Below are 20,773 nucleotides of genomic sequence, written 5' to 3' on the forward strand. Positions count from 1 at the left end.
CGGGATCAGGGCCGCCCGAAGGCGGCCCTGCAGAGATCACCGTAGCGTCACTTGGGGTGGTGCGTCAGCTTGGCGCCGCGCTCGACGATGTGTTCGATCGCCTTATCCACCGGCGTGTTCGGCGCCTTGAGCAGATGCGCGTGGTTATCCGGGTTGTACGCCCAATTCACCGCGTTGCGCAGCACCTTGCCGACATTGGCGTCGTGATAGGTCGGGTAGGTTTCGTGGCCCGGGCGGAAGTAGAAGATGTTGCCGGCGCCGCGACGATAGGTAAGGCCCGAGCGGAACACTTCGCCGCCCTGGAACCACGAGACGAACACCGTCTCCAAGGGCTCCGGCACCGAGAAGGGCTCGCCGTACATCTCTTCGTTCTCGAGCTCGAAATAGGGGCCGAGGCCCTTGGCGATCGGGTGACCCGGGTTCACCACCCAGATGCGCTCGCGCTCACCGGCTTCGCGCCAGTGCAGGTTCGCCGGCGTGCCCATCAGGCGCTTGAACACCTTCGAGTGGTGGCCGGAGTGGAGCACGATCAGCCCCATGCCTTCCCAGACGCGCTGCACCACGCGCTCGACGATCTCGTCCTTCACTTCGCCATGCGCGGCATGGCCCCACCAGACGAGGACGTCGGTGTTGGCGAGCTTTTCGACCGTCATGCCATGCTCGGCATCCTGCAGGGTCACGGTGGTCGGGACGAGGTTCTTGTCCTCGCCGATCAGCGCGGCGATCTGGCCGTGCATACCCTTGGGGTAGTTCTCGGCCACGGCCTTGTTCTTCTGCTCGTGGACATTCTCACCCCAGACGGTGACGCGGATCGGCATGGCGGGTCTCCTTGGTAATCGTGGAAAGGGCCGGATAATGGCTCCGGCCCAGGCTTCGATAATTATCGCTCAAAGCGGTTTGATCGTCGGCGGGATTCACTGCATTGCGGCCCTGCAATTGGCAAGCAAGTGCGGCGAAAATCGAACGAGGCGCAGCGAAAATCGCGACGCCTGCGGTAATTTTGTCAGTTCTTGACCGGCTTGCCGGCCTTGTCGAAGCGGTAGACCTTGCCGGGGATCGGCGCGATAGAGATCGCGGCGTCCGGCTGGTGCATATGGGTGCCTTCCTGCCGCACGATGATCGGATCGCCGCCCGCCCCGATATCGACATAGACATAGCTGTCCGAGCCGAGGCTTTCAGAGTGCACGACCTTCCCCTTCCAGGCGCCGTCGCGGTCGGCGATCTCGATATGCTCGGAGCGCACCCCAATGGTGTTGGCGCCGAATTTCGAGGCGATCTCGCCATTGAGGAAGTTCATCTTGGGCGAGCCGATAAAGCCGGCGACGAACAGCGATTGCGGGTTCTCGTAGAGTTCGAGGGGTGTGCCCACCTGCTCCACGAGGCCATCGCGCAGGACGCAGATGCGGTCGGCCAGCGTCATCGCTTCCACCTGGTCGTGCGTCACGTAGACCATGGTCGAGCTGTTCATCGCGTGATGCAGCTTGGCGATTTCCAGCCGGGTGGCGACGCGCAAGGCCGCGTCGAGGTTGCTCAGCGGTTCGTCGAACAGGAACACTTTGGGGTCGCGCACGATGGCGCGGCCGATGGCGACGCGCTGGCGCTGCCCGCCCGACAGCTGCTTGGGAAGGCGGCTCAGGTACGGGGTGATCTGTAAGAGCTCGGCCGCCTTCTCCACCCGCTCCTTGATCGTTTCCTTGCTCGACTTGGCCAGTTCGAGGCCGAACGCCATGTTCTCGTACACCGTCATGTGCGGGTAGAGCGCGTAGGACTGGAACACCATGGCGATGCCGCGCTTCGACGGCGCCAGTGCGTTCACCAGCGTGCCGTCGAACGTCATTTCGCCCGAGGTGATGTCCTCGAGGCCGGCCATCAGGCGCAGCAAGGTGGACTTGCCGCAGCCGGACGGTCCGACGAAGACCATGAACTCGCCCGAGAAGATCTCGAGATCGACGCCCTTGATCACATCGACGAGGCCAAAGGACTTCTTGATGTTCTTGAGTTCGATATGCGCCATGGAATTAGCCCTTTACGCCGCCGGCGGTCAGGCCGGAAATGATCTTGCGCTGGAAGATGAGGACGAGGACGACCAGCGGGACGGTGACGATCACCGATGCCGCCATGATGTTGCCCCACGGGATTTCGAACTGGCTGCCGCCCGACAGCAGCGCAATGGCCACCGGCACGGTACGGGTCAGGTTCGACGAGGTGAAGGTCAAGGCGAACAGGAACTCGTTCCAGGCCGCGATGAAGGCGAGCAGGCCCGTCGTCACCAGCGCCGGCCAGAGCAGCGGCAGGAAGACGCGCCAGATGATGATCCACGGGGTCGCGCCATCGACGATGGCCGCCTCTTCGATCTCGATCGGCAGGTCCCGCATGAAGGTGGTGAGCACCCACACGGTGAACGGCAGCGTGAAGATCGTGTAGGAAAAGATCAGCGCCCACGGCGTGTTGTAGATGCCGAGGAACCGGATCACTTCGAATAGGCCCGCCAGCACCGCGATCTGCGGGAACATCGAGACCGCGAGGATGGTCATCAGTAAGAGCCCCCTGCCCCGGAACCGTACGCGGCTCAAGGCGAAGGACGCGGTAACGGCGAGGAACAACGCCGCCAGCACCGTCACCGAGGCGACGAACACCGAGTTCAGGAAGTTCCGCGGGAAGCTGCCGGTGGTCAGCACCGAGATGTAGTTGTCGAGCGAGAGCGAGGTCGGCCAGTAGCTGACCCGGAACAGGTCGGTGCCGGATTTGAAGCTGGTGAGGATCGCGTAATAGAACGGGAAAATCGACACCACGACGATGAAGATCACCAGCGCGTAGAACGCTACCCGCTTGGTGATGTGCCAGAGGTCCAGAGTCATCAGCGATCTCCCCCGTCGAACCGGACCTTGCCCAGCCAGATATAGAGCCCCGTCATCACGGCGATCATCAGGAACAGGAAGGTCGATTGCGCCGAGCCGTAGGCGAACTTGTCGAAGTCGAAGAGGTTCTCGCGTGAGATCACCGACATGGTCTTGGTCGCCGCGCTGTTGGGCGTCAGCACATAGATCAGGTCGAAGATGCGCATCGCATCGAGCAGGCGGAAGATCACCGCCACCATCAGCGCCGGCCGCACCAGCGGCAGCGTCACCTTGAAGAACACCTTCACAGGATGCACGCCATCGATCTCGGCCGCCTCGTAGATGTCCTTGGGGATCATCTGCAGGCCGGCGAGGATCAGCAGCGCCATGAACGGCGTGGTCTTCCAGATATCGACGATCAGCACTGCGGTCATCGCCGTGTCGGCGCTGGCGGTCCAGGCGATCTTGTGGCTGATCAGCCCCAGCTTCATGAACAGGTCGTTGATGATGCCGAACTGGTCGTTCAGCATCCACGACCACATCTTGGCCGAGACGATCGTGGGGATGGCCCAGGGGATCAGGATGGCGGCGCGGACGATGCCGCGGCCCTTGAATTCGGCGTTGAGCACCAGCGCCACGACCATACCGAGCACGGTCTCGAGGGTCACCGAAATGACGGCGAAGCGCAGCGTATTGCCCACCGCATTCCACCAGGCCGGATCGACCAGGAGGCCAGAGAACACGGTGCGACCGCTCTTCAGCGTGGTCCAGCTCAGGTAATTCTTGAAGCCGACGAACTCAGCCTCATAGAGGTTGGTCAGCGAGGCATTGGTCAAGGAGAAGTAGATCGTTCGAAGCAGCGGCCACCCGGCCACCACGGCGAGCGCCGCAAGCATCGGGAGCAGGAACCACATCGCCGCGCCGACGCGCGATTTCAGCAGTTCGGACTCGATCTTGGGCTGGGTTCGGACGGCTTGCCCTGCCGTGGCTTCAACAGTCATCTGGCGCGCTTCCCCTGCTGCAGAAGAGAACTAGGCGGCGCGGACAACCCAGGGGGCCGCCCGCGCCGAACGTCAGCTGAAGCTTACCAGGCGTCGCCCTTGAGCTCGGTCAGCTTGGCTTCGAGCAGCTCGAGGTTCTCGGCGCCGGTACCGTTGCCCGACAGCGTGTCGTGCACGGCCGACCAGAACAGCGAGGACACCTCGTTGTACTTCACCTTGGTCGGAGCCGAAGGACGCGGCACCGCGTTCTGGAACACTTCCTTCCAGTTCGGGATGATCGGCTGAGCAGCCGCGACATCGGCGTCGTCATAGAGCGAAACGATCGTCGGCAGGTTGGACTGCTTGATCGCGCGTTCCTTCTGCACTTCGGTCGACGACAGGAACAGGGCGAGCTTGATCGCCTCTTCCGGGGCCTTGGAGTACTTCGACACGGCAACGTTCCAGCCACCAAGCGTCGCGGCCGAACGAGCACCCTCGCCGTCGCCCATCGGCAGCGGCACCACGTCGAACTTGCCCTTCACGGCGGAGTCGTCGCCATTGCCGAGCTGATAGGCATACGGCCAGTTGCGCATGAACACGGCATTGCCGAGCTGCCACACGCCGCGGCTTTCTTCTTCCTGGTAGGCGAGCACGCCCGCCGGCGAGATCGTGCCGACCCAGCCCTTGACCATATCGATGGCCGCAGCGGCCTTCTCGTTGTTGATCGAGATGGTGCCATCGGGCTCGACGATCTGGCCGCCGCCGTTCGACATCACCCACTCGAGCGCATTACAGGTCAGGCCTTCATAGGCGTTGCCCTGGAACACGAAGCCCTGCATGTCGGGGTTGCCGGCAGCACGCTCCTTGTCCTGGATTTCCTGCGCCGTGGCGGTCAGTTCGGCCCAGGTCTTGGGCGGCGTCTTGCCGTACTTTTCCAGCAGGTCCTTGCGGTAGTAGAGCGCCGGAGCATCGGTGAAGGCCGGCAGCGCGACGAGCTTGCCGTTCACCGTCTGCGACTCGATGATCGAGGGGAAGTGGTTCGCCGCCACGTCCTTGGCCGCATCGGTCAGGTCGAGGAACTGGTCCGCCAGTTGCGGCGCCCAGATCACGTCGGTCTGGTAGACGTCGATGTCGGAGTTGCCGGCAGCGAGCCACAGCTTGTACTGGCCGAACTGGTCGGTGGTCGAGGACGGCATCGGGACCACGGTCACCTTGTTGCCGGTCTCGGCCTCGAAGCGGTCGAGTTGCGAGCGCAGGAACTCGAGACCATTGCCGGTGTCGCCCGAAACGATCGAGAGATCGGCGGCCTGCGCGGCCATGACGCCGAGCGTGGCGCTGGCGAGCAGGGCGGCGATCAGGGACTTCATTCTCATTATTCTTCCTCCCAAAGGACAGACATGACCGGGAGGCAGCCAAACGCGATCGACGCCTCGCGGCGCAGATCGGCAGTCAGTTCCTCCCACCAAAACGCCAGGACCGAGGGCGATCCGCCCCGCAAAAGTCATCCAAAGCGCTTTGGATCGAAACTAGCCAGAGCCATGAAATACTGTCAAGCGAGATTCGCCATCCATTCCTTAACGCCACAATTGGCGAGCCGAATCATCGTGCAATATCAATGCTTTGAGTGAGGCCACCTGTTAACGTCCGCAAACCACTGCATTTCGGCCTGAGGTACGAACGTCAGAAATGTTAGTGCCACCCCGCCGCTTCCGTGCCCCTTGCGTTTGCTTTCCAAATCGCTTTGAATGCGGCACTTGGTGAGGAGGGCGTCCGGCTGTAAGCTCCGCTTCGGGGCTTGGTTCGCGAGTGGAACACCACCGCGCGCCGTTGACGGGCGCAGACGAATTTGGTGATGAAACTCAAAGACTTGGCCGCGGAGCTGGGGCTGTCGCAGACGACGGTCAGTCGTGCCTTGAACGGCTTTCCGGAGGTCAACGAGGCGACCCGCGAGCGCGTCAGCGAGGCGGCGCGCCGGCTCGGCTATCGAGCCAATGTCAGCGCCCGCCGCCTCGCCACTGGCCGCTCCGGCGCCATCGGCGTCACCCTGCCCTTGCAGCGCTCGCTGCATTTCGGCCCGCACACCTCGGAATTTCTCTCCGGCATCAGCGAGCGCATGGCGCAGCACGATATCGATATCGTGGTAACGCCGATCGACGCCGACGACGAAATACCGGTGTTCCGCCGTCTCGTCGCCAGCAAGCGCGTCGACGCCCTGGTGCTTTCGGCTCCGACACCGAACGACGAACGCATCGCCGCGCTCACCGAACTCGGCATGCCGTTCCTGATGCACGGGCGCGCCGACAACGTGAAGATCCCGCATGCCTGGCTCGATATCGACAACGAGGGCGCCTTCCGCCGCGCCACCAGCCATCTGCTCGACCTCGGGCATACCCGCATCGCCATGATCAATGGCCCGGAGGACCAGACCTTCGCCATCCACCGCGATCGCGGCTTCCGCAGCGCCATGCTGGCGCGCGGGCTGACCCCCGATCCGCAGCTGATCGGCGGCGGCCGCTTCACCGACGAGAACGGCTTCCGCCTGGCGCAGGCCTTCCTCGAGCGGCGCCCGCGCCCCACGGCCTTCCTCGCCGGCTCGATGATGACGGCGCTCGGGGTGTTCCGCGCCATCCGGCTGGCCGGGCTGGAGCTGGGCAAGGACGTCTCGATGATCGCCCACGACGACGTCTTCCCCTATCTCAACGCCGACAACATGGTCCCCTCCATGTCGACCACCCGCTCCTCGATCCGCGCCGCCGGCGCCCGCATCGCCGAGCTCCTGCTGCAGATGCAGGACGGCAAACCCCCAGGCTCGATCCACGAACTCTGGCCGGTGGAACTGGTGCTGCGGGAATCGACAGGGCCGGCGCCGAAGTAGGTGTTGCTTCCGGCTGCACGCACTGCCGGTGCGGGCTGCCCCCCAGCCACCGGCTTGTGCCACCAGGCGAACCTCACCCCGACGGCATCAACCCCATCCCCGGATTATCCACCTGCCATGCAATCACCGTGGCGCTGTCGGTACCGCCGAGCCGGTGCACCTCTGCCAGCATCGAGGAAACCGCCCCCGACACCCCCGCCGGTGACAGCAACTCGCGGCTGACCCGCGCCGGATCCTCGAACGGCCGATCGCCGACCTCGAGCAGGCCGTCCGTCACCATGGCGATGGTGCTGATCCCCTGACGCAACTGCCGGATGCCGGTGGAAAAGCACGGTACCTCGAGCGTCAGGCTGCTGCGCTCGCCGATCCACTCGAAATAGTTGCGCACCGTAAGGGTGAACTGCCCCAACCGCTGCAGCTCGGGATGCAGCAGGTAAAGCTGGTTGTCGCCGATCGACAGCCACATCAGGTAGCCGCCTTGCTGATAGCAGACGAGGCACGCCGTCTCGCCGCGCACCCGCGCCATCTGCGCCGCCCCGCCGAGCAGCAGGCGTGTCACCGCGGCCTGCACCTCGATATGCGACGGCTCCGGCCGCTCGATCAGCGCCAGCAGCTCCGGCCTCCCCGCCTCGAACAGCTCGAGCACCGCGTCGGCGCTTTCCGAGCCGGCATGCGCATCGAGGATCACGGCGAAAACCCAATCCTCGCCGGCCCACACCAAAGTCGCGTCCTCGTTCTTCTTTGCGCCGAACGCGGCGTTACCGCCGCAAATCCCTATGGCGACCCGACCCGCCGTGTGGATGCGCGGCCCGTCGAGGCACGGATCGACACTGCCGCTCCAGACGAACTCCTGCATCGACGCCTCCTGCCCCTCAGCCCGCCATAGGTAATACCCTACCGCCCGCAGTTCGCATCCAGCTTCGGCGCCAGCCATTCCAGCGCCGGGACGATCTGCTGCTGCCAGGTGTCCCAGTAATGCCGGCCGTGAGTCACCCGCAGGGTCGTGTCGATGCCGAGCTGCGTCAGCCCGTTGTGATACTCGGCCGAGGCGAGGATCAGGTCGGGGAAATCGGCATCGCCGATGGCGAAGTAGAAGGCCGGCTTGTCGGCGGCGCGCCTGAGTTTCGGCATCAATGTGAAGGGGTTGGCGGCGTTGAAGCGGGCGCGGTCGAACGGCGCGCCGAAGACGTTCTGGTAGAGCCCGGGGATCCAGCCGCTGCGCTGGTCGTTCTTCTCCAGCGGCTTGTGCAGCGCCCCGGCAAAACTCATCACCGCGCCATAGACATCCGGATGGTTGATCGCCTGCAGCACGGCGCCAACCCCGCCCATCGACACCCCGCCGATCGCCCGTCCGGCGCGGCACCTGGCCGTTGGGTACTTCGCATCGATCGCCTTGACGAGGTCGGTGGCGAAGGCCGTGTCGATCAGCCCGAACCCTCCGGCATCGGGGTTGTCGACATACCAGCTGTCCCCTGCCCCCGGCGCCACCACCATCAGCGGCGGAATGCGGCCATCGGCCAGTGCCCGGTCGAGGATCGGACCGAGATTGCCCCAGGTGAACCAGTCGCCATCCGCCCCGGTCAGTCCGTGCAGCAGGTAAACCACCGGCCAGCGCTCCCCCTCGGCCGGCGCCGGAAACGGCGTGTAGACCGCATAGGGGATCGGCCGGCCCAAGGTGGGGCTTTCCGCCTGCAACCCGAACTCGACGATCCCCGCCGCCAGCGCCATCGAATTGGCAAACACCATTGCGGCCGCGCCCAGCACAGCCAGAAGCTTCAATCTCAATCTATCCCCCCTCGGATCGCCGGTTACGGCGAATTTCAATGTGCAAAGTCGAATTGGGAAAACGTTTTCCTGGTTGGCATGGTATTGGGGTTGGAAGGGTTGGGCAACTAGCCAGAAGGCGGTGCTGGTTGCGTGGCAGGGCCGGCGCACCTCATCCCCCGCCTGGATCAACCCTCGCCCCCTACCCCCGCGTCTCCTTCAGCAAACCATCCAGCAGCCACTGCCCCGCCGGCCCTGGCGGCGAGCTCCGTGACCACAACGCATCGACCGGCAGCAGCCGGGGCCAGCCGCGGGGTGTCAGCTCGGCCAGCGTGTCGCCGGCATACTGGCGTACCAGCCAGTCGGGCAGTTCGGCCCAGCCGAAACCCTGTTGTGTCAGCTCCAGCAGCATCAGGTAGCTCGGCGCCGACCAGGCAAGCCCGAGCGGCCGGGTGCCGCCGCCGACATAGCTGTTGAGGTAAATCTGCCGCGTCGCCGCGAGCTGCTCGGCGCTCGGGCTGCCAGCCGTCGCCAGCGGGTGCTCACGCGCCACAAACACCCCCATGCGGGTCGGCTCGGCCAGCCGGGCCGAGGCGATGCCGCTGGGATAGGATGGCGCCGCCGCGGTGACCGCCAGATGCGCCCGGCCCGCTTGTAAGAGATCGATGACATCGGGCCCCTCGGCGATCAGGCATTCGAGCTCGATATCGCGATAACGTCGCTCGAACTCCTGCATCAGCTCGAGATGGTCGCTCTGCCCATAAGTGTCGGAGAGGACAATGGTCAGCCGCGGCTCGACCTTGTCGGAGAGCCGCAAGCTCAAAGCCTCGAGCCGGTCACCGGCAGCCAGAATCTCCTGCACATGCGCCAGCACCCGCCGCCCCGCCGCCGTCAGCACCGGCAGGCGGCTCGACCGGTCGAACAGCGTCAGGTCGAGATCGGCCTCGAGATTGGCGATCGCCGCGCTGATGGTCGACTGGCTCTTGTGCAGCTGCCGGGCAGCGGCCGAGAACGAGCCGAGCGCCGCCGCCGCGGCGAAGGCCTCCATGGCTTCGGGGGAATATTGCATCTATCGATATTCTCGATGGTACCTATCTTGGTATACCTGAAAAATCGATGCTAGGTCCAGCTCACATCAGGGAGCGCTTTCCAGTTCGAAAGCGCGACAAACCAAGACGTTGAAGTGTGAGAACACCATGCAACTCCAGAACCGGTCCTTCCTCGAACGCATCGGCCACGCGGTCGGCTTCGAGGTCATCGCGCTGCTCGTCTGCGCGCCGATTGCCGCCTGGCTGCTCGACCGGCCGCTCAGCCATGTCGGGCTCCTGGCCATCCTGCTCTCGACCACCGCCATGGGCTGGAACGTCGTCTACAACCTGGTCTTCGACCGGCTGTGGCCGGTGGCGCGCGTGCCGCGCACCCTTGCCGTCCGGGCGCTGCACGCGCTCGGCTTCGAAGGCGGCCTGGTGTTGGTCGGCGTGCCGCTCGCGGCGTGGCTGCTGAACATCACGCTGCTCGAGGCCTTCCTGCTCGATATCGGCTTCTTCCTGTTCTTCCTGCCCTACGCGTTTGCGTACAACTGGGCGTACGATGGGTTGAGGCAGGTCTGGGTGGAGCGGAAGGTGGCGGGGGTTTAGGAAGGGCTCGGAGCCCGCGCCGATCTCTTCGAAAGAGAATGGGGGCACTCCCTCTCCCCCCCATCCGGCTGTCATCCCAGCGAAAGCTGGGACCCAACTATCGGCCGGCGCGGGCGGTAAGATGGGTCCCAGCTTTCGCTGGGATGACATCGAGTCTGGGAGCGTGTCGAGCCCTCCAGCACCGACATCCCCACCCTCAAACCGCCTTCAGCAACCGCAGATGATTGTCAAAGTTCAGTTCGAACGTCGTGAGCGGCGCCGGCGAGCCGGCGAGCCCGCCCAGCGCCCCTTCTCCGCTCGAAGCCACGAGCCCGACACTGTCCGGCGCGATGCCGCAGCCGTTTTCGAGCCCGAGGCTGGCGACAACCGTCGCCGTATCGGGGTCGATGGCGAGGATCGTGTTGCCTTCGGGCGAGGAGACGCCGATCAGCCCGCCATCGGCTGAGGCAGCGACCGAGCCAATATAGTTGCGCAATTCCCCGAGCGTCGCGTCGGGCAGCTCGATCAGTCGGATCTCGCCGTCGCGGGTGGCATAGCCGACCAGTTGCGGCCGATCGGCCGAGGGTCCGCGGAACTGGCAGCCGAACCAGACGCGGCCCTTGTGGTCGAACGCCATGTGGCGGATCGACAGCTGGTGCAGCCCGCCATCGAGCCGCAATTTCCCGATCAGCTTGCCCGAGCGCCGGTCGACGAAGGCGATCGAGGGATCCATGCTGTCGAGGTTGAGCTCGGTCCGCCCGTAATCGGGGTGCGTCTCGATCCCGCCATTGGCGACGACGAAGGTCTCGCCATCCGGCATCAGCAGCATCTCGTGCGGGCCGGTGCCAAAGGTGTCGAACTCGCCGATCCGCTTGTAGCCGCCGGCGACGTCATAAATGCCGATCACCCCACGCGCATTGTCGAAATCATTCTCGGTCGCATAGAGCAGCTTGCCGTCGGGCGAGAACGCCCCGTGCCCGAAGAAATGCCGGCCCTCGATGCTGGTCAGCGTCTGCGGCTGTGCCCCGCCATGGGGGTCGAAGATCACCGCGAAGGTGCCGGGCTGGCGGGCGAACACCACCCCCTGACCGGTGGTCGGCGAAAAGGTGATGTCGTGCCCGCGATCCGGCAGCTCGACGGTCGAGATCACCGACCCCGCCTCGTTCACCAGCGCCGCACCGAAGCCGCCTTCGCGCTTCTGGATCGACGAGGCGAAGATCAGTTCGGCTCGCTCCAGCGCTTCGGCACGCCGCGGCAGCAGCGCGGCGGCAAAGCCAACGCCCGCTGCCTTCAAAAATGCCCGCCGCTGCCACATCATCAGTCTCCGTCGAGTGACGAGAAGCCGACCGACAGGCCGAGCGCTGCCGCGAGGTTCTCGCCCAGAATGGTGTCGAGCGACTGGGTGACGATCACCAGGTAGTCGAGCGCCTTTTTCTGCCTGGGGTCGGCCAGCGCCTGCTCGACGGGATCGGTCACCACCTTGCCGGCACGCTCGGCATTGCCGAACTCGAAACTGGCGCTGTTCGACACCCAGAGGTTCTCCGCCGTCGTCGCCTCGGCGATGCGCGATTTCTCGAGCAAAGCGCGCAAGCCCTCGAAATTGGCGTTGATCGAGGGCACCGTCATGCCCGAGCGCCAGAACAGCGCCGATTTCGGCTTCGGCGCCGCGCCGTCGCGGCCGAGGAACGGCAGCAACCGCTGGTCGCGGATCGCCTCGGTGCCGTGCGCCAGAAGCCCGGTCAGCGCCTCGGCCACCTCGCGGAAACCGCGATAGTCGGGATCGGCTTCGGACGGCTCGAGCAGCCGCTTCGAGATGCCCGCAGGGTCGTTCCACTCGGCCGACAAGGCTGCCGCAGTCTCGGCCTGCAGCATCGTGATGGCGTGAGCATAGCGGCAGCGGAAATCGCCTTCGGCACTGTTCAACTGTTCGGCGCCGGTGCCGAACAGCAGGAATTCGAGCGCCCCCAGTCCCTGCATGGCGACGCTTTTGCTGCCGAGCTTTGCCGGGTCCGCCGCATCGGGGTCGGCATCGGCGAGCACGCCTTGCACCTGCCTCAGCGCGATGCCCTTGCGATCGGGCCAGAACAGGATCTTGTCGTAGCGGTTCTCCACCATCAGCGGCCCGAGCCGATAGAGCTCGACCCGCGACCAGGCGATAACGGCGGCCTTGAACTGGGTGCGGGCAACGTCGAGGCTCGCTTCGGATGGCCCGCCGCAGAGGCCCGCGACGTCGCGCTCGAGCGTCGCCGCCGTCTCGGCATACTGGGCGAAACCGGGGCGGATCGCCTCGGTGATCGCCAGCGACACCACCTGCTCCGCCGTGAGCTTTTGTTCCTGCGCCAGCGCAGGCGTCAGGCTCAGCGCCAGGACAACGGCAAGCAACAGACGCATCACAGCGACTCCAGGAAGGCGATCAGATCATCGCGCTCGGATTTCGGCATGTTTGCGAACGCATCGCGCGATTTCTGCGCCTCGCCGCCATGCCAGAGGATCGCCTCGGTGAGGTTGCGCGCCCGCCCGTCATGCAAAAACTCGGTGTGACCGGAGACGGTCTCGGTGAGCCCGATCCCCCATAGCGGCGGGGTCTTCCACTCATAGCCGTCGGCATCGCCCTCGGGGCGGTTGTCGGCAAGGCCCTCGCCCATGTCGTGCAGCAGCAGGTCGGTATAGGGCCAGATCAGCTGGAACTTGTGCGCCTCGATCGGCGCCTGGCGCGAGGTCACATACTTTGGCGTGTGGCAGGCGGTGCAATTGGCGGCATAGAACGCCTGCTTGCCGCGCAGCACGTCGGCGTCGCCGACGTTTCGGCGTTGGGGCACGCCCAGGTTCTGCGAGTAGAAGGTGACGAGGTCGAGCACCGGATCGGGCGCCTCGGACGGGCCGAGCCGCTGCTGTTCGCCGGTCGGCGCCGCCAGGCACTCGGCCTCTGCCGTGCTGCAATCGCCATGCGGCTTCATCACCAGCGGTGTCGAAATGCCGATATCGCCGGCAAAGGCATCGGCCGATTGCGCCCGGATGCTGGCGGCGCCGGCCTTCCAGCCGAAGCGGCCAAGCGCGCGCTGCCCGCTCTCCGCATCGAGCACCATGTTGGGCCGGCCCGAAATGCCGTCGCCGTCGCGATCGTCGGGGTCGACCTTCTTAAGGATATCCTCCTGCGGCACCTGCTCAAGCAGCCCCAGTCCGATCATCTGCGGCGCGACGCGCGGGCTGAGCAGCACATCGTCGGCCATCGCGCCATAGGCGAGGTCGGCGACCGAATAGCTCGGACGGCGCAGCGTCACGATCGTGCCGTCACCCAGCTTCACCGGATCGTCTGTATAGCTGATCACTATCTTGCCTTCGGGCTTGATCCCCTGGATGGCAAAATCCTGCAACTGGCCGCCATAGGTCGGCTCCTCGATCACCTTGGCGCCGGCGAGCAGCGCCGCATGGTCGGCATCGTGGCGCGGCGGGATGGAGAGGCGCAGGAACATCGATACAGCATCGTCGCCATTGCCCGACGGCGTATGGCCACGCCCGTCCTTCAAATGGCAGTTCTGGCAGCCGCGCGCATTGAACAGCGGCCCCAACCCATCCGACGCCTCGGTCGAGGCCGGCGCCGACACCCAGAGCTTGCGGAACAGCGCGTTGCCGAGCTTGAACTCGGCTTCCTGCTCGAAGCTGATATTGGCCGACGAGAACGAGAAGATGTCCTGGTTGACGCGCTTCTTCACCGTGCCGGCCCCGCCCGGCAGCTGCTCGAAATTCTCGGGCTTGGTGAAATCCGTAGTGGGGGCAGTGACCGCCTGGACCCGCTGCAGATCCCTCGGCGTCAAATCGGAACGGGTCCCGCCGTCGCTGGCGACGGCGAGACCCGCGATAAGGGTTATGACCAGGAAAACGGTCAAGCGCTTGTGCATGTCTCGCACTCTTGGCTTCCCGGCCATGGACCGGGATGAAACGCAGCATCGCGGATTCTGGCAACCCGCGACGCCGACAAAGCTCTGGAAAACCCAGGCCTACGAAGACTCGCCTACTGGAACACGGCGTCCGGGTTGGTCAGGCTGTCGGACTGCTCGATGGTCACCGTGTCGCCCAGCTCCAGCAGCGCCACGGCGCGCTCGATACCACGGGTCTGCGCGATCAGGCCATCGATCGCCGCCTGCACAACCGCGTTACCTTCGGTGTTCCCCTCGGCGATCATCTGGTCGTATTTTTCGACGGTGTCGCCGCGGGTCTTCATCAGCTCCATCTTGGCGACGGTGTCGGCCAGCAGCGCCTTGAGCTCGGTGTCGACGGTGGCGTCCTTCGAGGCAATCAGCTCCGAGATCGAGGGGCCTTCGACCACCGAGCCATCAACCCGGGTGTATTTGCCCAGGTAAACGTTCTGGATGCCGATCGCGTCGTTGAGATGCGAGATATAGGTGTTGTCCGAGAAGCAGTCATGCTCCTCTTCCGGATCGTGCAGCAGGAGGCCGAGCTTCATGCGCTCGCCTGCCAGCTCGCCGAACGACAGCGACCCCATGCCGGTGAGAATGGTGGCGAGCCCCTGCCCCGCCAGTGCGGTGCGCGCCGCGCCGCCTTCCTGCCAGTTGGCGACCATTTCCTCGAGATCGGTGACGAGGAGGTCGGTCGCCGCATCGAGATACTGGCCGCGCCGCTTGGCATTAGCCTCGGTCGAATAGTCGGTGAACGGCCGCTCACCGGCCCCGGCTTCCGTGCCGTGGAGATCCTGGCCCCAGAGCAGGAACTCGATGGCGTGGTAGCCGGTCGCGACGTTCGCTTCGATACCGCCGGCTTCCTGCAGCGTATCCTGCAAAAACGCCGGGGTGATCTCCGCCGCATCGACTTCGGTGCCGTCGATGGTGATCTTTGAGTTGGCAATGATGTTGGCGGTGTAGAGCCCGTTCTCGTCGCTCTCGGTACCATAAGAGGCATCGACATAGTCGATCAGGCCTTCATCCAGCGGCCAGGCATTCACCTTGCCTTCCCACTCATCGACAACCGGGTTGCCGAAGCGGAACGCCTCGGTCTGCTGGTACGACGGACGCGACGCCCGCCAGGCTTCGCGCGCCGCGGTCAGCGTCTCTTCGCTCGGGTTGGCGATCAGCGTGTCGGTGGCGGCGTCGAGCGCCTTGGCGGTCGCGAGCGCATCCTCGTAACCGGCGAGCGCGATATCGGCGTAGGTCTTGAGGATGGCATCGGCGCTGGGTTCGGCGGCATTGGCAAGGCCGGCGCCCATCGCCGCCATGCCGATCGAGAGGGCAAGCGTGCTGATCTTCATTACTGAAATCTCCTGGAGCAGGCCTGCGCGGGCCCGTTGGTAGCGCCGACTATCAAAGTGGATAGTCGGCTTCAAGAAATATCGACCCAGCTTGGAACGGCTCTAATCTGGCTTTCCTGCCCCCATCTCGACTCGCCCAAGCAAAACGGGCACTGTCACAATTGTCACAATTGACTTCGGAGGGGGTCCGAACGCCGTCTCGCCTGCGCCGCCTGACTTTGTCGGGGCAATGGATCGCCTCGCCTGCCACGGCGCACCTTGGGGGTGTCACGTGGCTGTCACACGGCCAAAATAGGTGAAGCGCGGCTTTAGGGGCTCCTCCCGAGTCAGGACAAGAAGCCAAAATTCCAGGGAGACTTGAGAATGATCGTCAAGAATGCGCTCGTCGCTTCGGTATCGGTCGCGGCACTCGCCGCTTCGACCTTCACCGTTTCGGCGCAGACCGACCTCGCCGCGCTGTACGAAGCCGCGAAAACTGAGGGACAACTGACCACTATCGCCCTGCCGCACGACTGGTGCGGCTATGGCGCCGTGATCGAGGCCTTCAAGGCCAAGTATCCGGGCATCACCATCAACGAGCTGAACCCCGATGCCGGCTCGGCCGATGAAATCGAAGCTATCAAGGCCAACAAGGGCAATACCGGCCCGCAGGCCCCTGATGTGATCGACGTCGGTCTCAGCTTTGGCCCCTCGGCCAAGGCCGAAGGCCTGATCCAGCCGTACAAGGTCTCGACCTGGGATTCGATCCCGGATTCGGCCAAGGACGCTGAAGGCTACTGGTACGGCGATTACTACGGCGTGCTGTCGTTCCTCGTGAACACCGACCTCGTCTCGAAGGTCCCGACCTCGTGGGCCGACCTCAAGGGCGCCGACTATGCCAACGCCGTGGCGCTGGCCGGTGATCCGCGCGCTGCCAACCAGGCCATCCAGGGCGTCTATGGCGCCGGCCTCTCGACCGGTGCTGCCGATGCCAAGGCCGCGGCCGACGCTGGTCTCGCCTACTTCGCCGAGCTCAACAAATCCGGCAACTTCGTGCCGGTGATCGGCAAGGCCGCTTCCACCGCCCAGGGCACCACCCCGATCGTCGTGGCGTGGGACTACAATGCTCTGGCCTGGCGCGATGGCTTTGCCGGCAACCCCAAGGCCGAAGTGGTCGTGCCGTCCGACAGCGTCGTCGCCGGCGTCTACATCCAGGCGATCTCGGCTTTCGCGCCGCATCCGAACGCGGCCAAGCTGTGGATGGAATACCTCTACTCCGACGAAGGTCAGCTCGGCTGGCTGGCTGGCTATTGCCACCCGATCCGCTTCAACGATCTCGCTGCCAAGGGCTCGATCCCGCAGGAGCTGCTCGACAAGCTGCCGCCGGCCGAGGCCTATGCCAAGGCCGTGTTCCCGACCCTCGACGAGCAGGCTGCCGCCAAGGAAGTGATCACCGGCCAGTGGGACGCCGTCGTCGGCGCCAACGTCCAGTAACATGACCAATGTCAGCTCTGCGGCTGACACCTCGGCCGGCCCGGTTTCCACCGGGCCGGCCGTGCGCGTCGGTGGTAACCCGTTCCGGTTCTTTTTGAGGCTCCGCCTCGGCGACATCATCGCCATCGCGCCGTTCATCATCTTCGCTTTGCTGTTCCTGTTGATCCCGACGCTCGGCCTCGTGGTCGGCGCCTTCCAGGACCCGCAAGGCAATTTCACCCTGCAGAACGTCATGGATCTGGCGACGCCGCAGATCGCTGCCTCGTTCTGGATTTCGATCCGGGTTTCGGTGACGTCGGCCGTGCTTGGCGCCGCCATCGGGCTCGCCATTGCGCTGGCCATCATCCGGGGCAAGCTCCCCTCCGGCATCCGCTCGGCGGTGATGACCTTTTCCGGCGTCGCCTCGCAGTTCGCCGGCATCCCGCTGTCCTTCGCCTTCCTCGCGACGCTCGGCCGGCTCGGGCTGGTCACCGTGCTGCTGAAGTTCGCCGGGTTCGACCTCTACAAATCCGGCTTCAACCTTTTGAGTTTCTGGGGCCTCACCATCACCTATCTCTACTTCCAGATCCCGCTGATGATCCTGATCATCGCGCCGGCGATCGATGGGCTGAAGAAGGAATGGGGCGAGGCCGCCGCGACGCTGGGCGCCACCAATGGCCAGTTCTGGCGCTATATCGGGCTGCCGGTGCTGTGGCCGAACCTCCTCGGCACCTTGTCGCTGCTGTTCGCCAACGCGTTCGGCGCGATTGCCACCGCCTACGCGCTCACCGGTTCGTCGCTCAACATCGTGCCGATCCTGCTCTATGCGCAGATCCGCGGCGACGTGCTGCACAACCCCGGTCTCGGCGCCGCCCTGGCGCTCGGCATGATCGTCATCACCGCGCTCGCCAACATCGTCTACCTGGTGATCCGCACCCGCGCCGAGAGGTGGCTCAAATGAAGCCAGCCAAGCTCTGGAGCTGGCTCATCTTCGCCTTCGGCGCGGCCTATTTCATCGTGCCGCTGCTCGCCACCTTCGAGTTCTCGCTGCGCATCCGCCGCGAGGGCTACACCTTCGATGCCTATACCTCGGTGTTCTCCGATGGGCGCTTCCAGGCCTCGTTCAGCTACTCGCTGATCGTCGGCGTCTGCGCCATTCTCGCCGGCCTGCTGATCGTCGTGCCCGCCGCCTATTACGTGCGGCTGCGCGCCCCGCACCTCAGGCCGATCATCGAGTTCATCACCCTGTTGCCGCTGGTGATCCCGGCCATCATTTTGGTGTTCGGCTATATCCGCATGTACAACACCTCATCGCCGCTGCCGCTGCTCGGCACCAACCTCGGCACCGATATCCTGTTGACGCTGGCCTATGTGGCGCTGGCCCTGCCCTACATGTATCGGGCGGTCGATACGGGGCTGCGCACCATCGATGTGCAGACCCTCACCGAAGCCGCCAATATCCTCGGCGCCAACCAGGCGACCATCATCGCCAAGGTGATCTTTCCCAACATCATCGTCGCGGTGCTGTCGGGCGCTTTCCTGACCCTCGCCATTGTCATCGGCGAGTTCACCATCGCGAGCCTCCTCAACCGGCAGGTGTTCGGTGTCTACATGCAGAATGTCGGCGCCAACCGGGCGTTCGAGCCTGCCGCGCTCGCCGTCATTTCATTCGTCATCACCTGGGGCGCCATGGGCATGATCCAGCTGCTGGCGCGTTTCGCCCCCAAAACCGCCCGTAGGGACTAGACCATGGCCGAAGAATTTCTGCGCATCGACAAGCTGGTCAAGGCCTTCGGCGGCAACCAGGTCGTCAAGGGCGTCGACCTCTCGTTCAACAAGGGCGAGTTCGTCAGCCTGCTCGGCCCGTCGGGCTGCGGCAAGACCACCATCTTGCGGATGATTGCCGGCTTCGAGCGTCCGGATTCGGGCCGCATTCTGGTCGAGGGCAAGGACATTTCCGGCCTCGCGCCCAACCAGCGCAAGATCGGCATGGTGTTCCAGGCCTATGCGCTGTTCCCCAACATGAACGTCGCCGACAATATCGGCTTCGGGCTGAAAATCGCCGGCATGCCAAAGCCGCAGCGCGAAGCCCGGACCGAGGAGATGCTGCAGCTGATCGGCCTTTCCGGCTACGGCAAGCGCTATCCGTTCGAACTGTCGGGCGGCCAGCAGCAGCGCGTGGCGCTGGCGCGCGCGCTCGCCCCCAGCCCCCGCATGCTGCTGCTCGACGAGCCGCTCTCCGCGCTCGATGCCAAGATCCGCGTCTCGCTGCGCGAGCAGATCCGCCAGATCCAGCGCGAACTGGGGATCACCACGGTGTTCGTGACGCACGACCAGGAAGAGGCGCTGTCGATCTCCGACCGGATCGTCGTGCTCAACACCGGTAATGTCGAGCAGTTCGGCCAGCCGTTCGAGATCTACAACCGGCCGCAGACCAGGTTCGTCGCGACCTTCGTCGGCACGCTCAATACCCTTAATGCCACCGTCGCCGACGCCGGCGCCAAGACCGTGACACTGGGCGGCACCACCGTCACCATCCCGGCTTTGCCCGCTTCTGCACGCAACGGTGAAGCCGTAGCCCTGACTATGCGGCCCGAAGCGGTGTCGCTCGCCAACGGCGCGACGCGCGATATCGTGCTCGATGGCAAGGTCGCTGAAGTCAGCTTCCTCGGCTCGGTGATCCGCCTGAAGGTCGACCTCGGCGACAACGCGGTGAACCTCGACACCTTCAACGACCAACGCACCCCACCCCCGGCGCACGGAGCGCCAGTGCGCATCGGCATCGCCTCGAGCGACGTGCTCGTGCTGGAGCGGTAGGGGGCACCGCCCCTGCTGCCAGCCAACCACCGCACCTCCCCCAAACTCGATGTCATCCCAGCGAAAGCTGGGACCCAACCCGCAGGTCGGCACCAGCGGAGAAATGGGTCCCAGCTTTCGCTGGGATGACAGCCGGTGGGTGGGAGAGAACCTGCCACAAATGCGGCCGCGTCAGCGGCATGCGCAAAATCCTTCTCCCCCCTCCCCCCAACCAGCAACACTTTGACCCGCAAGCCGATTCACCCGCGCGCCATCCTGCACTAAGGTGCCCCGCAAATCGCGGAGCACCCATGACCACCCCACTCGTCACCACCGACTGGCTTGCCGACCACATCGATGACGCCAATGTCGTCCTCGTCGATGCCAGCTGGTACATGCCGGCCGCCAACCGCAGCGGGCGCGCCGAATACCTCAAGAGCCACCTGCCCGGCGCGGTGTTCTTCGGCATCGACGATATCGCCGACAAGACCACCACCCTGCCCCACATGCTGCCGACCCCGGCGGCCTTTGCCGAGGCGGTGGGCAAACTCGGCATCGCCGACACCGACACCATCGTCGTCTACGACGAAGCCGGCGTCTTCGCCGCGCCGCGCGTCTGGTGGAGCTTCCGCGCCATGGGCGCCAGGGACGTGCGCGTACTCGATGGCGGCGGCCCGAAATGGCGCGCCGAGGGCCGACCGACCGCCTCGGGCGAGGAGCAGCCGGCACCCCGAACTTTCGTGCCGCACTACCAGCCGGCGCTGGTGCAGGATTTCGACGCCGTGCTGGGGCTGACCAGCTCGAAGGCCAGGACCATCGTCGACGCCCGCCCCGGCGACCGCTTCCGCGGCGAAGCCCCGGAACCCCGCCCCGGCCTCGCCTCCGGCCACATTCCCGGCAGCCTGAGCGTGCCGGCCGGCGACGTGACGGCGAACGGGCAGCTTAAGTCAGCGGCGGAGTTGCAGGCACTGTTCGCGAAGGCCGGTGTCGATGTGACCAGGCCGATCGTCACCAGCTGCGGTTCTGGGGTGACCGCCTCGACGGTGGCCCTGGCGCTGGCGATAGCCGGGGCGAAGGATGTCGCGGTCTATGACGGGTCGTGGACGGAGTGGGGCGGTCGGGCCGACGCGCCGGTGGAGCGGGGCTGAGGCGGGCCGACTGCAGGCAGACGGCCCCTCCCATCCTCCCCC

The 20,773-nt window shown here is 65.1% G+C and carries 19 protein-coding genes; 7 read left to right on the plus strand and 12 right to left on the minus strand.

All coding sequences use genetic code 11. The features are described 5' to 3' along the window. Positions 1–47: 47 nt before the first annotated feature. From ASC89_RS20800 to ASC89_RS20820, 5 genes are all read right to left on the minus strand, one after another. Positions 48–818 (minus strand): ThuA domain-containing protein, encoded by a 771-nt coding sequence (locus tag ASC89_RS20800; RefSeq protein ID WP_055880985.1) that lies wholly within the window; start codon positions 816–818, stop codon positions 48–50. 185 nt (positions 819–1,003) lie between these two features. Beyond that, entirely contained in the window at positions 1,004–2,014 is a 1,011-nt protein-coding gene (locus ASC89_RS20805) for an ABC transporter ATP-binding protein (protein ID WP_056001354.1), read from the minus strand. Between the two features lie 4 nt (positions 2,015–2,018). Beyond that, entirely contained in the window at positions 2,019–2,858 is an 840-nt protein-coding gene (locus ASC89_RS20810) for a carbohydrate ABC transporter permease (protein ID WP_056001356.1), read from the minus strand. Continuing rightward, the gene (locus ASC89_RS20815; protein WP_244488521.1) at positions 2,858–3,751 is read right to left on the minus strand and encodes a carbohydrate ABC transporter permease; all 894 of its coding nucleotides are present in this window, start codon (positions 3,749–3,751) and stop codon (positions 2,858–2,860) included. The genes ASC89_RS20810 and ASC89_RS20815 overlap by 1 nt, the downstream gene beginning before the upstream one ends. Positions 3,752–3,921: 170 nt before the next feature. Continuing rightward, a complete protein-coding gene (locus tag ASC89_RS20820; protein ID WP_156384734.1) occupies positions 3,922–5,184 on the minus strand; it encodes an ABC transporter substrate-binding protein in 1,263 nt (420 codons plus the stop codon). Positions 5,185–5,669: 485 nt separating this feature from the next. Between ASC89_RS20820 and ASC89_RS20825 the strand changes: the two genes are divergently transcribed. After that, positions 5,670–6,692, plus strand: a complete 1,023-nt coding sequence (locus tag ASC89_RS20825) for a substrate-binding domain-containing protein (RefSeq protein ID WP_055881001.1) — start codon at positions 5,670–5,672, stop codon at positions 6,690–6,692. A gap of 73 nt (positions 6,693–6,765) precedes the next feature. Here the strand turns inward: ASC89_RS20825 and ASC89_RS20830 are convergent, their stop codons facing one another. The 3 genes from ASC89_RS20830 to ASC89_RS20840 form a co-directional block, all read right to left on the minus strand. Then, the gene (locus ASC89_RS20830) at positions 6,766–7,548 is read right to left on the minus strand and encodes a protein phosphatase 2C domain-containing protein (protein WP_056001364.1); all 783 of its coding nucleotides are present in this window, start codon (positions 7,546–7,548) and stop codon (positions 6,766–6,768) included. A gap of 38 nt (positions 7,549–7,586) precedes the next feature. Then, positions 7,587–8,471 carry an alpha/beta hydrolase family protein gene (locus ASC89_RS20835; RefSeq protein ID WP_056001367.1) on the minus strand — a complete coding sequence of 295 codons (885 nt, stop codon included), beginning with the start codon at positions 8,469–8,471 and terminating at the stop codon, positions 7,587–7,589. Positions 8,472–8,658: 187 nt separating this feature from the next. Then, complete coding sequence (locus ASC89_RS20840) at positions 8,659–9,525, minus strand: LysR family transcriptional regulator (protein ID WP_056001370.1); 867 nt, start codon at positions 9,523–9,525, stop codon at positions 8,659–8,661. Positions 9,526–9,652: 127 nt separating this feature from the next. Between ASC89_RS20840 and ASC89_RS20845 the strand changes: the two genes are divergently transcribed. Continuing rightward, entirely contained in the window at positions 9,653–10,093 is a 441-nt protein-coding gene (locus ASC89_RS20845; protein ID WP_056001373.1) for a multidrug/biocide efflux PACE transporter, read from the plus strand. Between the two features lie 196 nt (positions 10,094–10,289). Here the strand turns inward: ASC89_RS20845 and ASC89_RS20850 are convergent, their stop codons facing one another. The 4 genes from ASC89_RS20850 to ASC89_RS20865 form a co-directional block, all read right to left on the minus strand. Then, positions 10,290–11,387, minus strand: coding sequence for a DUF1513 domain-containing protein (locus ASC89_RS20850; RefSeq protein WP_244488509.1), 1,098 nt, complete (start codon positions 11,385–11,387; stop codon positions 10,290–10,292). Between the two features lie 2 nt (positions 11,388–11,389). Further along, entirely contained in the window at positions 11,390–12,463 is a 1,074-nt protein-coding gene (locus tag ASC89_RS20855; RefSeq protein ID WP_056001379.1) for an imelysin family protein, read from the minus strand. Continuing rightward, complete coding sequence (locus ASC89_RS20860) at positions 12,463–13,971, minus strand: di-heme oxidoredictase family protein (protein ID WP_056001382.1); 1,509 nt, start codon at positions 13,969–13,971, stop codon at positions 12,463–12,465. The genes ASC89_RS20855 and ASC89_RS20860 overlap by 1 nt, the downstream gene beginning before the upstream one ends. Positions 13,972–14,084: 113 nt before the next feature. Next, positions 14,085–15,335 carry an imelysin family protein gene (locus ASC89_RS20865; RefSeq protein ID WP_056001385.1) on the minus strand — a complete coding sequence of 417 codons (1,251 nt, stop codon included), beginning with the start codon at positions 15,333–15,335 and terminating at the stop codon, positions 14,085–14,087. A gap of 363 nt (positions 15,336–15,698) precedes the next feature. On the opposite strand from ASC89_RS20865, the gene ASC89_RS20870 reads away from it, so the two are divergent. The 5 genes from ASC89_RS20870 to sseA all read left to right on the plus strand — a co-directional run bounded on the left by ASC89_RS20870 (position 15,699) and on the right by sseA (position 20,731). Next, the gene (locus tag ASC89_RS20870; RefSeq protein WP_055881030.1) at positions 15,699–16,808 is read left to right on the plus strand and encodes an ABC transporter substrate-binding protein; all 1,110 of its coding nucleotides are present in this window, start codon (positions 15,699–15,701) and stop codon (positions 16,806–16,808) included. Between the two features lies 1 nt (position 16,809). Further along, a complete protein-coding gene (locus tag ASC89_RS20875) occupies positions 16,810–17,748 on the plus strand; it encodes an ABC transporter permease subunit (RefSeq protein WP_156384701.1) in 939 nt (312 codons plus the stop codon). Next, complete coding sequence (locus ASC89_RS20880) at positions 17,745–18,533, plus strand: ABC transporter permease (RefSeq protein WP_055881032.1); 789 nt, start codon at positions 17,745–17,747, stop codon at positions 18,531–18,533. The genes ASC89_RS20875 and ASC89_RS20880 overlap by 4 nt, the downstream gene beginning before the upstream one ends. A gap of 3 nt (positions 18,534–18,536) precedes the next feature. After that, a complete protein-coding gene (locus ASC89_RS20885; protein ID WP_055881034.1) occupies positions 18,537–19,604 on the plus strand; it encodes an ABC transporter ATP-binding protein in 1,068 nt (355 codons plus the stop codon). A gap of 290 nt (positions 19,605–19,894) precedes the next feature. Further along, entirely contained in the window at positions 19,895–20,731 is an 837-nt protein-coding gene (sseA, locus tag ASC89_RS20890; RefSeq protein ID WP_056001388.1) for a 3-mercaptopyruvate sulfurtransferase, read from the plus strand. Positions 20,732–20,773 lie beyond the last annotated feature (42 nt).

This window comes from Devosia sp. Root413D1 (assembly GCF_001425235.1).
Lineage (GTDB): Bacteria > Pseudomonadota > Alphaproteobacteria > Rhizobiales > Devosiaceae > Devosia_A.

Excerpts from the sequence above, each read along its gene's own strand:
- ASC89_RS20800 (WP_055880985.1), bottom strand. The coding sequence starts at position 818 with ATGCCGATCCGCGTCACCGTCTGGGGTGAGAATGTCCACGAGCAGAAG.
- ASC89_RS20815 (WP_244488521.1), bottom strand. The coding sequence starts at position 3,751 with ATGTGGTTCCTGCTCCCGATGCTTGCGGCGCTCGCCGTGGTGGCCGGG.
- ASC89_RS20820 (WP_156384734.1), bottom strand. The coding sequence starts at position 5,184 with ATGAAGTCCCTGATCGCCGCCCTGCTCGCCAGCGCCACGCTCGGCGTC.
- ASC89_RS20885 (WP_055881034.1), top strand. The coding sequence starts at position 18,537 with ATGGCCGAAGAATTTCTGCGCATCGACAAGCTGGTCAAGGCCTTCGGC.
- ASC89_RS20855 (WP_056001379.1), bottom strand. The coding sequence starts at position 12,463 with ATGCGTCTGTTGCTTGCCGTTGTCCTGGCGCTGAGCCTGACGCCTGCG.
- ASC89_RS20880 (WP_055881032.1), top strand. The coding sequence starts at position 17,745 with ATGAAGCCAGCCAAGCTCTGGAGCTGGCTCATCTTCGCCTTCGGCGCG.
- ASC89_RS20845 (WP_056001373.1), top strand. The coding sequence starts at position 9,653 with ATGCAACTCCAGAACCGGTCCTTCCTCGAACGCATCGGCCACGCGGTC.
- sseA (WP_056001388.1), top strand. The coding sequence starts at position 19,895 with ATGACCACCCCACTCGTCACCACCGACTGGCTTGCCGACCACATCGAT.
- ASC89_RS20865 (WP_056001385.1), bottom strand. The coding sequence starts at position 15,335 with ATGAAGATCAGCACGCTTGCCCTCTCGATCGGCATGGCGGCGATGGGC.
- ASC89_RS20840 (WP_056001370.1), bottom strand. The coding sequence starts at position 9,525 with ATGCAATATTCCCCCGAAGCCATGGAGGCCTTCGCCGCGGCGGCGGCG.
- ASC89_RS20805 (WP_056001354.1), bottom strand. The coding sequence starts at position 2,014 with ATGGCGCATATCGAACTCAAGAACATCAAGAAGTCCTTTGGCCTCGTC.
- ASC89_RS20825 (WP_055881001.1), top strand. The coding sequence starts at position 5,670 with ATGAAACTCAAAGACTTGGCCGCGGAGCTGGGGCTGTCGCAGACGACG.
- ASC89_RS20830 (WP_056001364.1), bottom strand. The coding sequence starts at position 7,548 with ATGCAGGAGTTCGTCTGGAGCGGCAGTGTCGATCCGTGCCTCGACGGG.
- ASC89_RS20875 (WP_156384701.1), top strand. The coding sequence starts at position 16,810 with ATGACCAATGTCAGCTCTGCGGCTGACACCTCGGCCGGCCCGGTTTCC.
- ASC89_RS20860 (WP_056001382.1), bottom strand. The coding sequence starts at position 13,971 with ATGCACAAGCGCTTGACCGTTTTCCTGGTCATAACCCTTATCGCGGGT.
- ASC89_RS20810 (WP_056001356.1), bottom strand. The coding sequence starts at position 2,858 with ATGACTCTGGACCTCTGGCACATCACCAAGCGGGTAGCGTTCTACGCG.
- ASC89_RS20870 (WP_055881030.1), top strand. The coding sequence starts at position 15,699 with ATGATCGTCAAGAATGCGCTCGTCGCTTCGGTATCGGTCGCGGCACTC.
- ASC89_RS20850 (WP_244488509.1), bottom strand. The coding sequence starts at position 11,387 with ATGTGGCAGCGGCGGGCATTTTTGAAGGCAGCGGGCGTTGGCTTTGCC.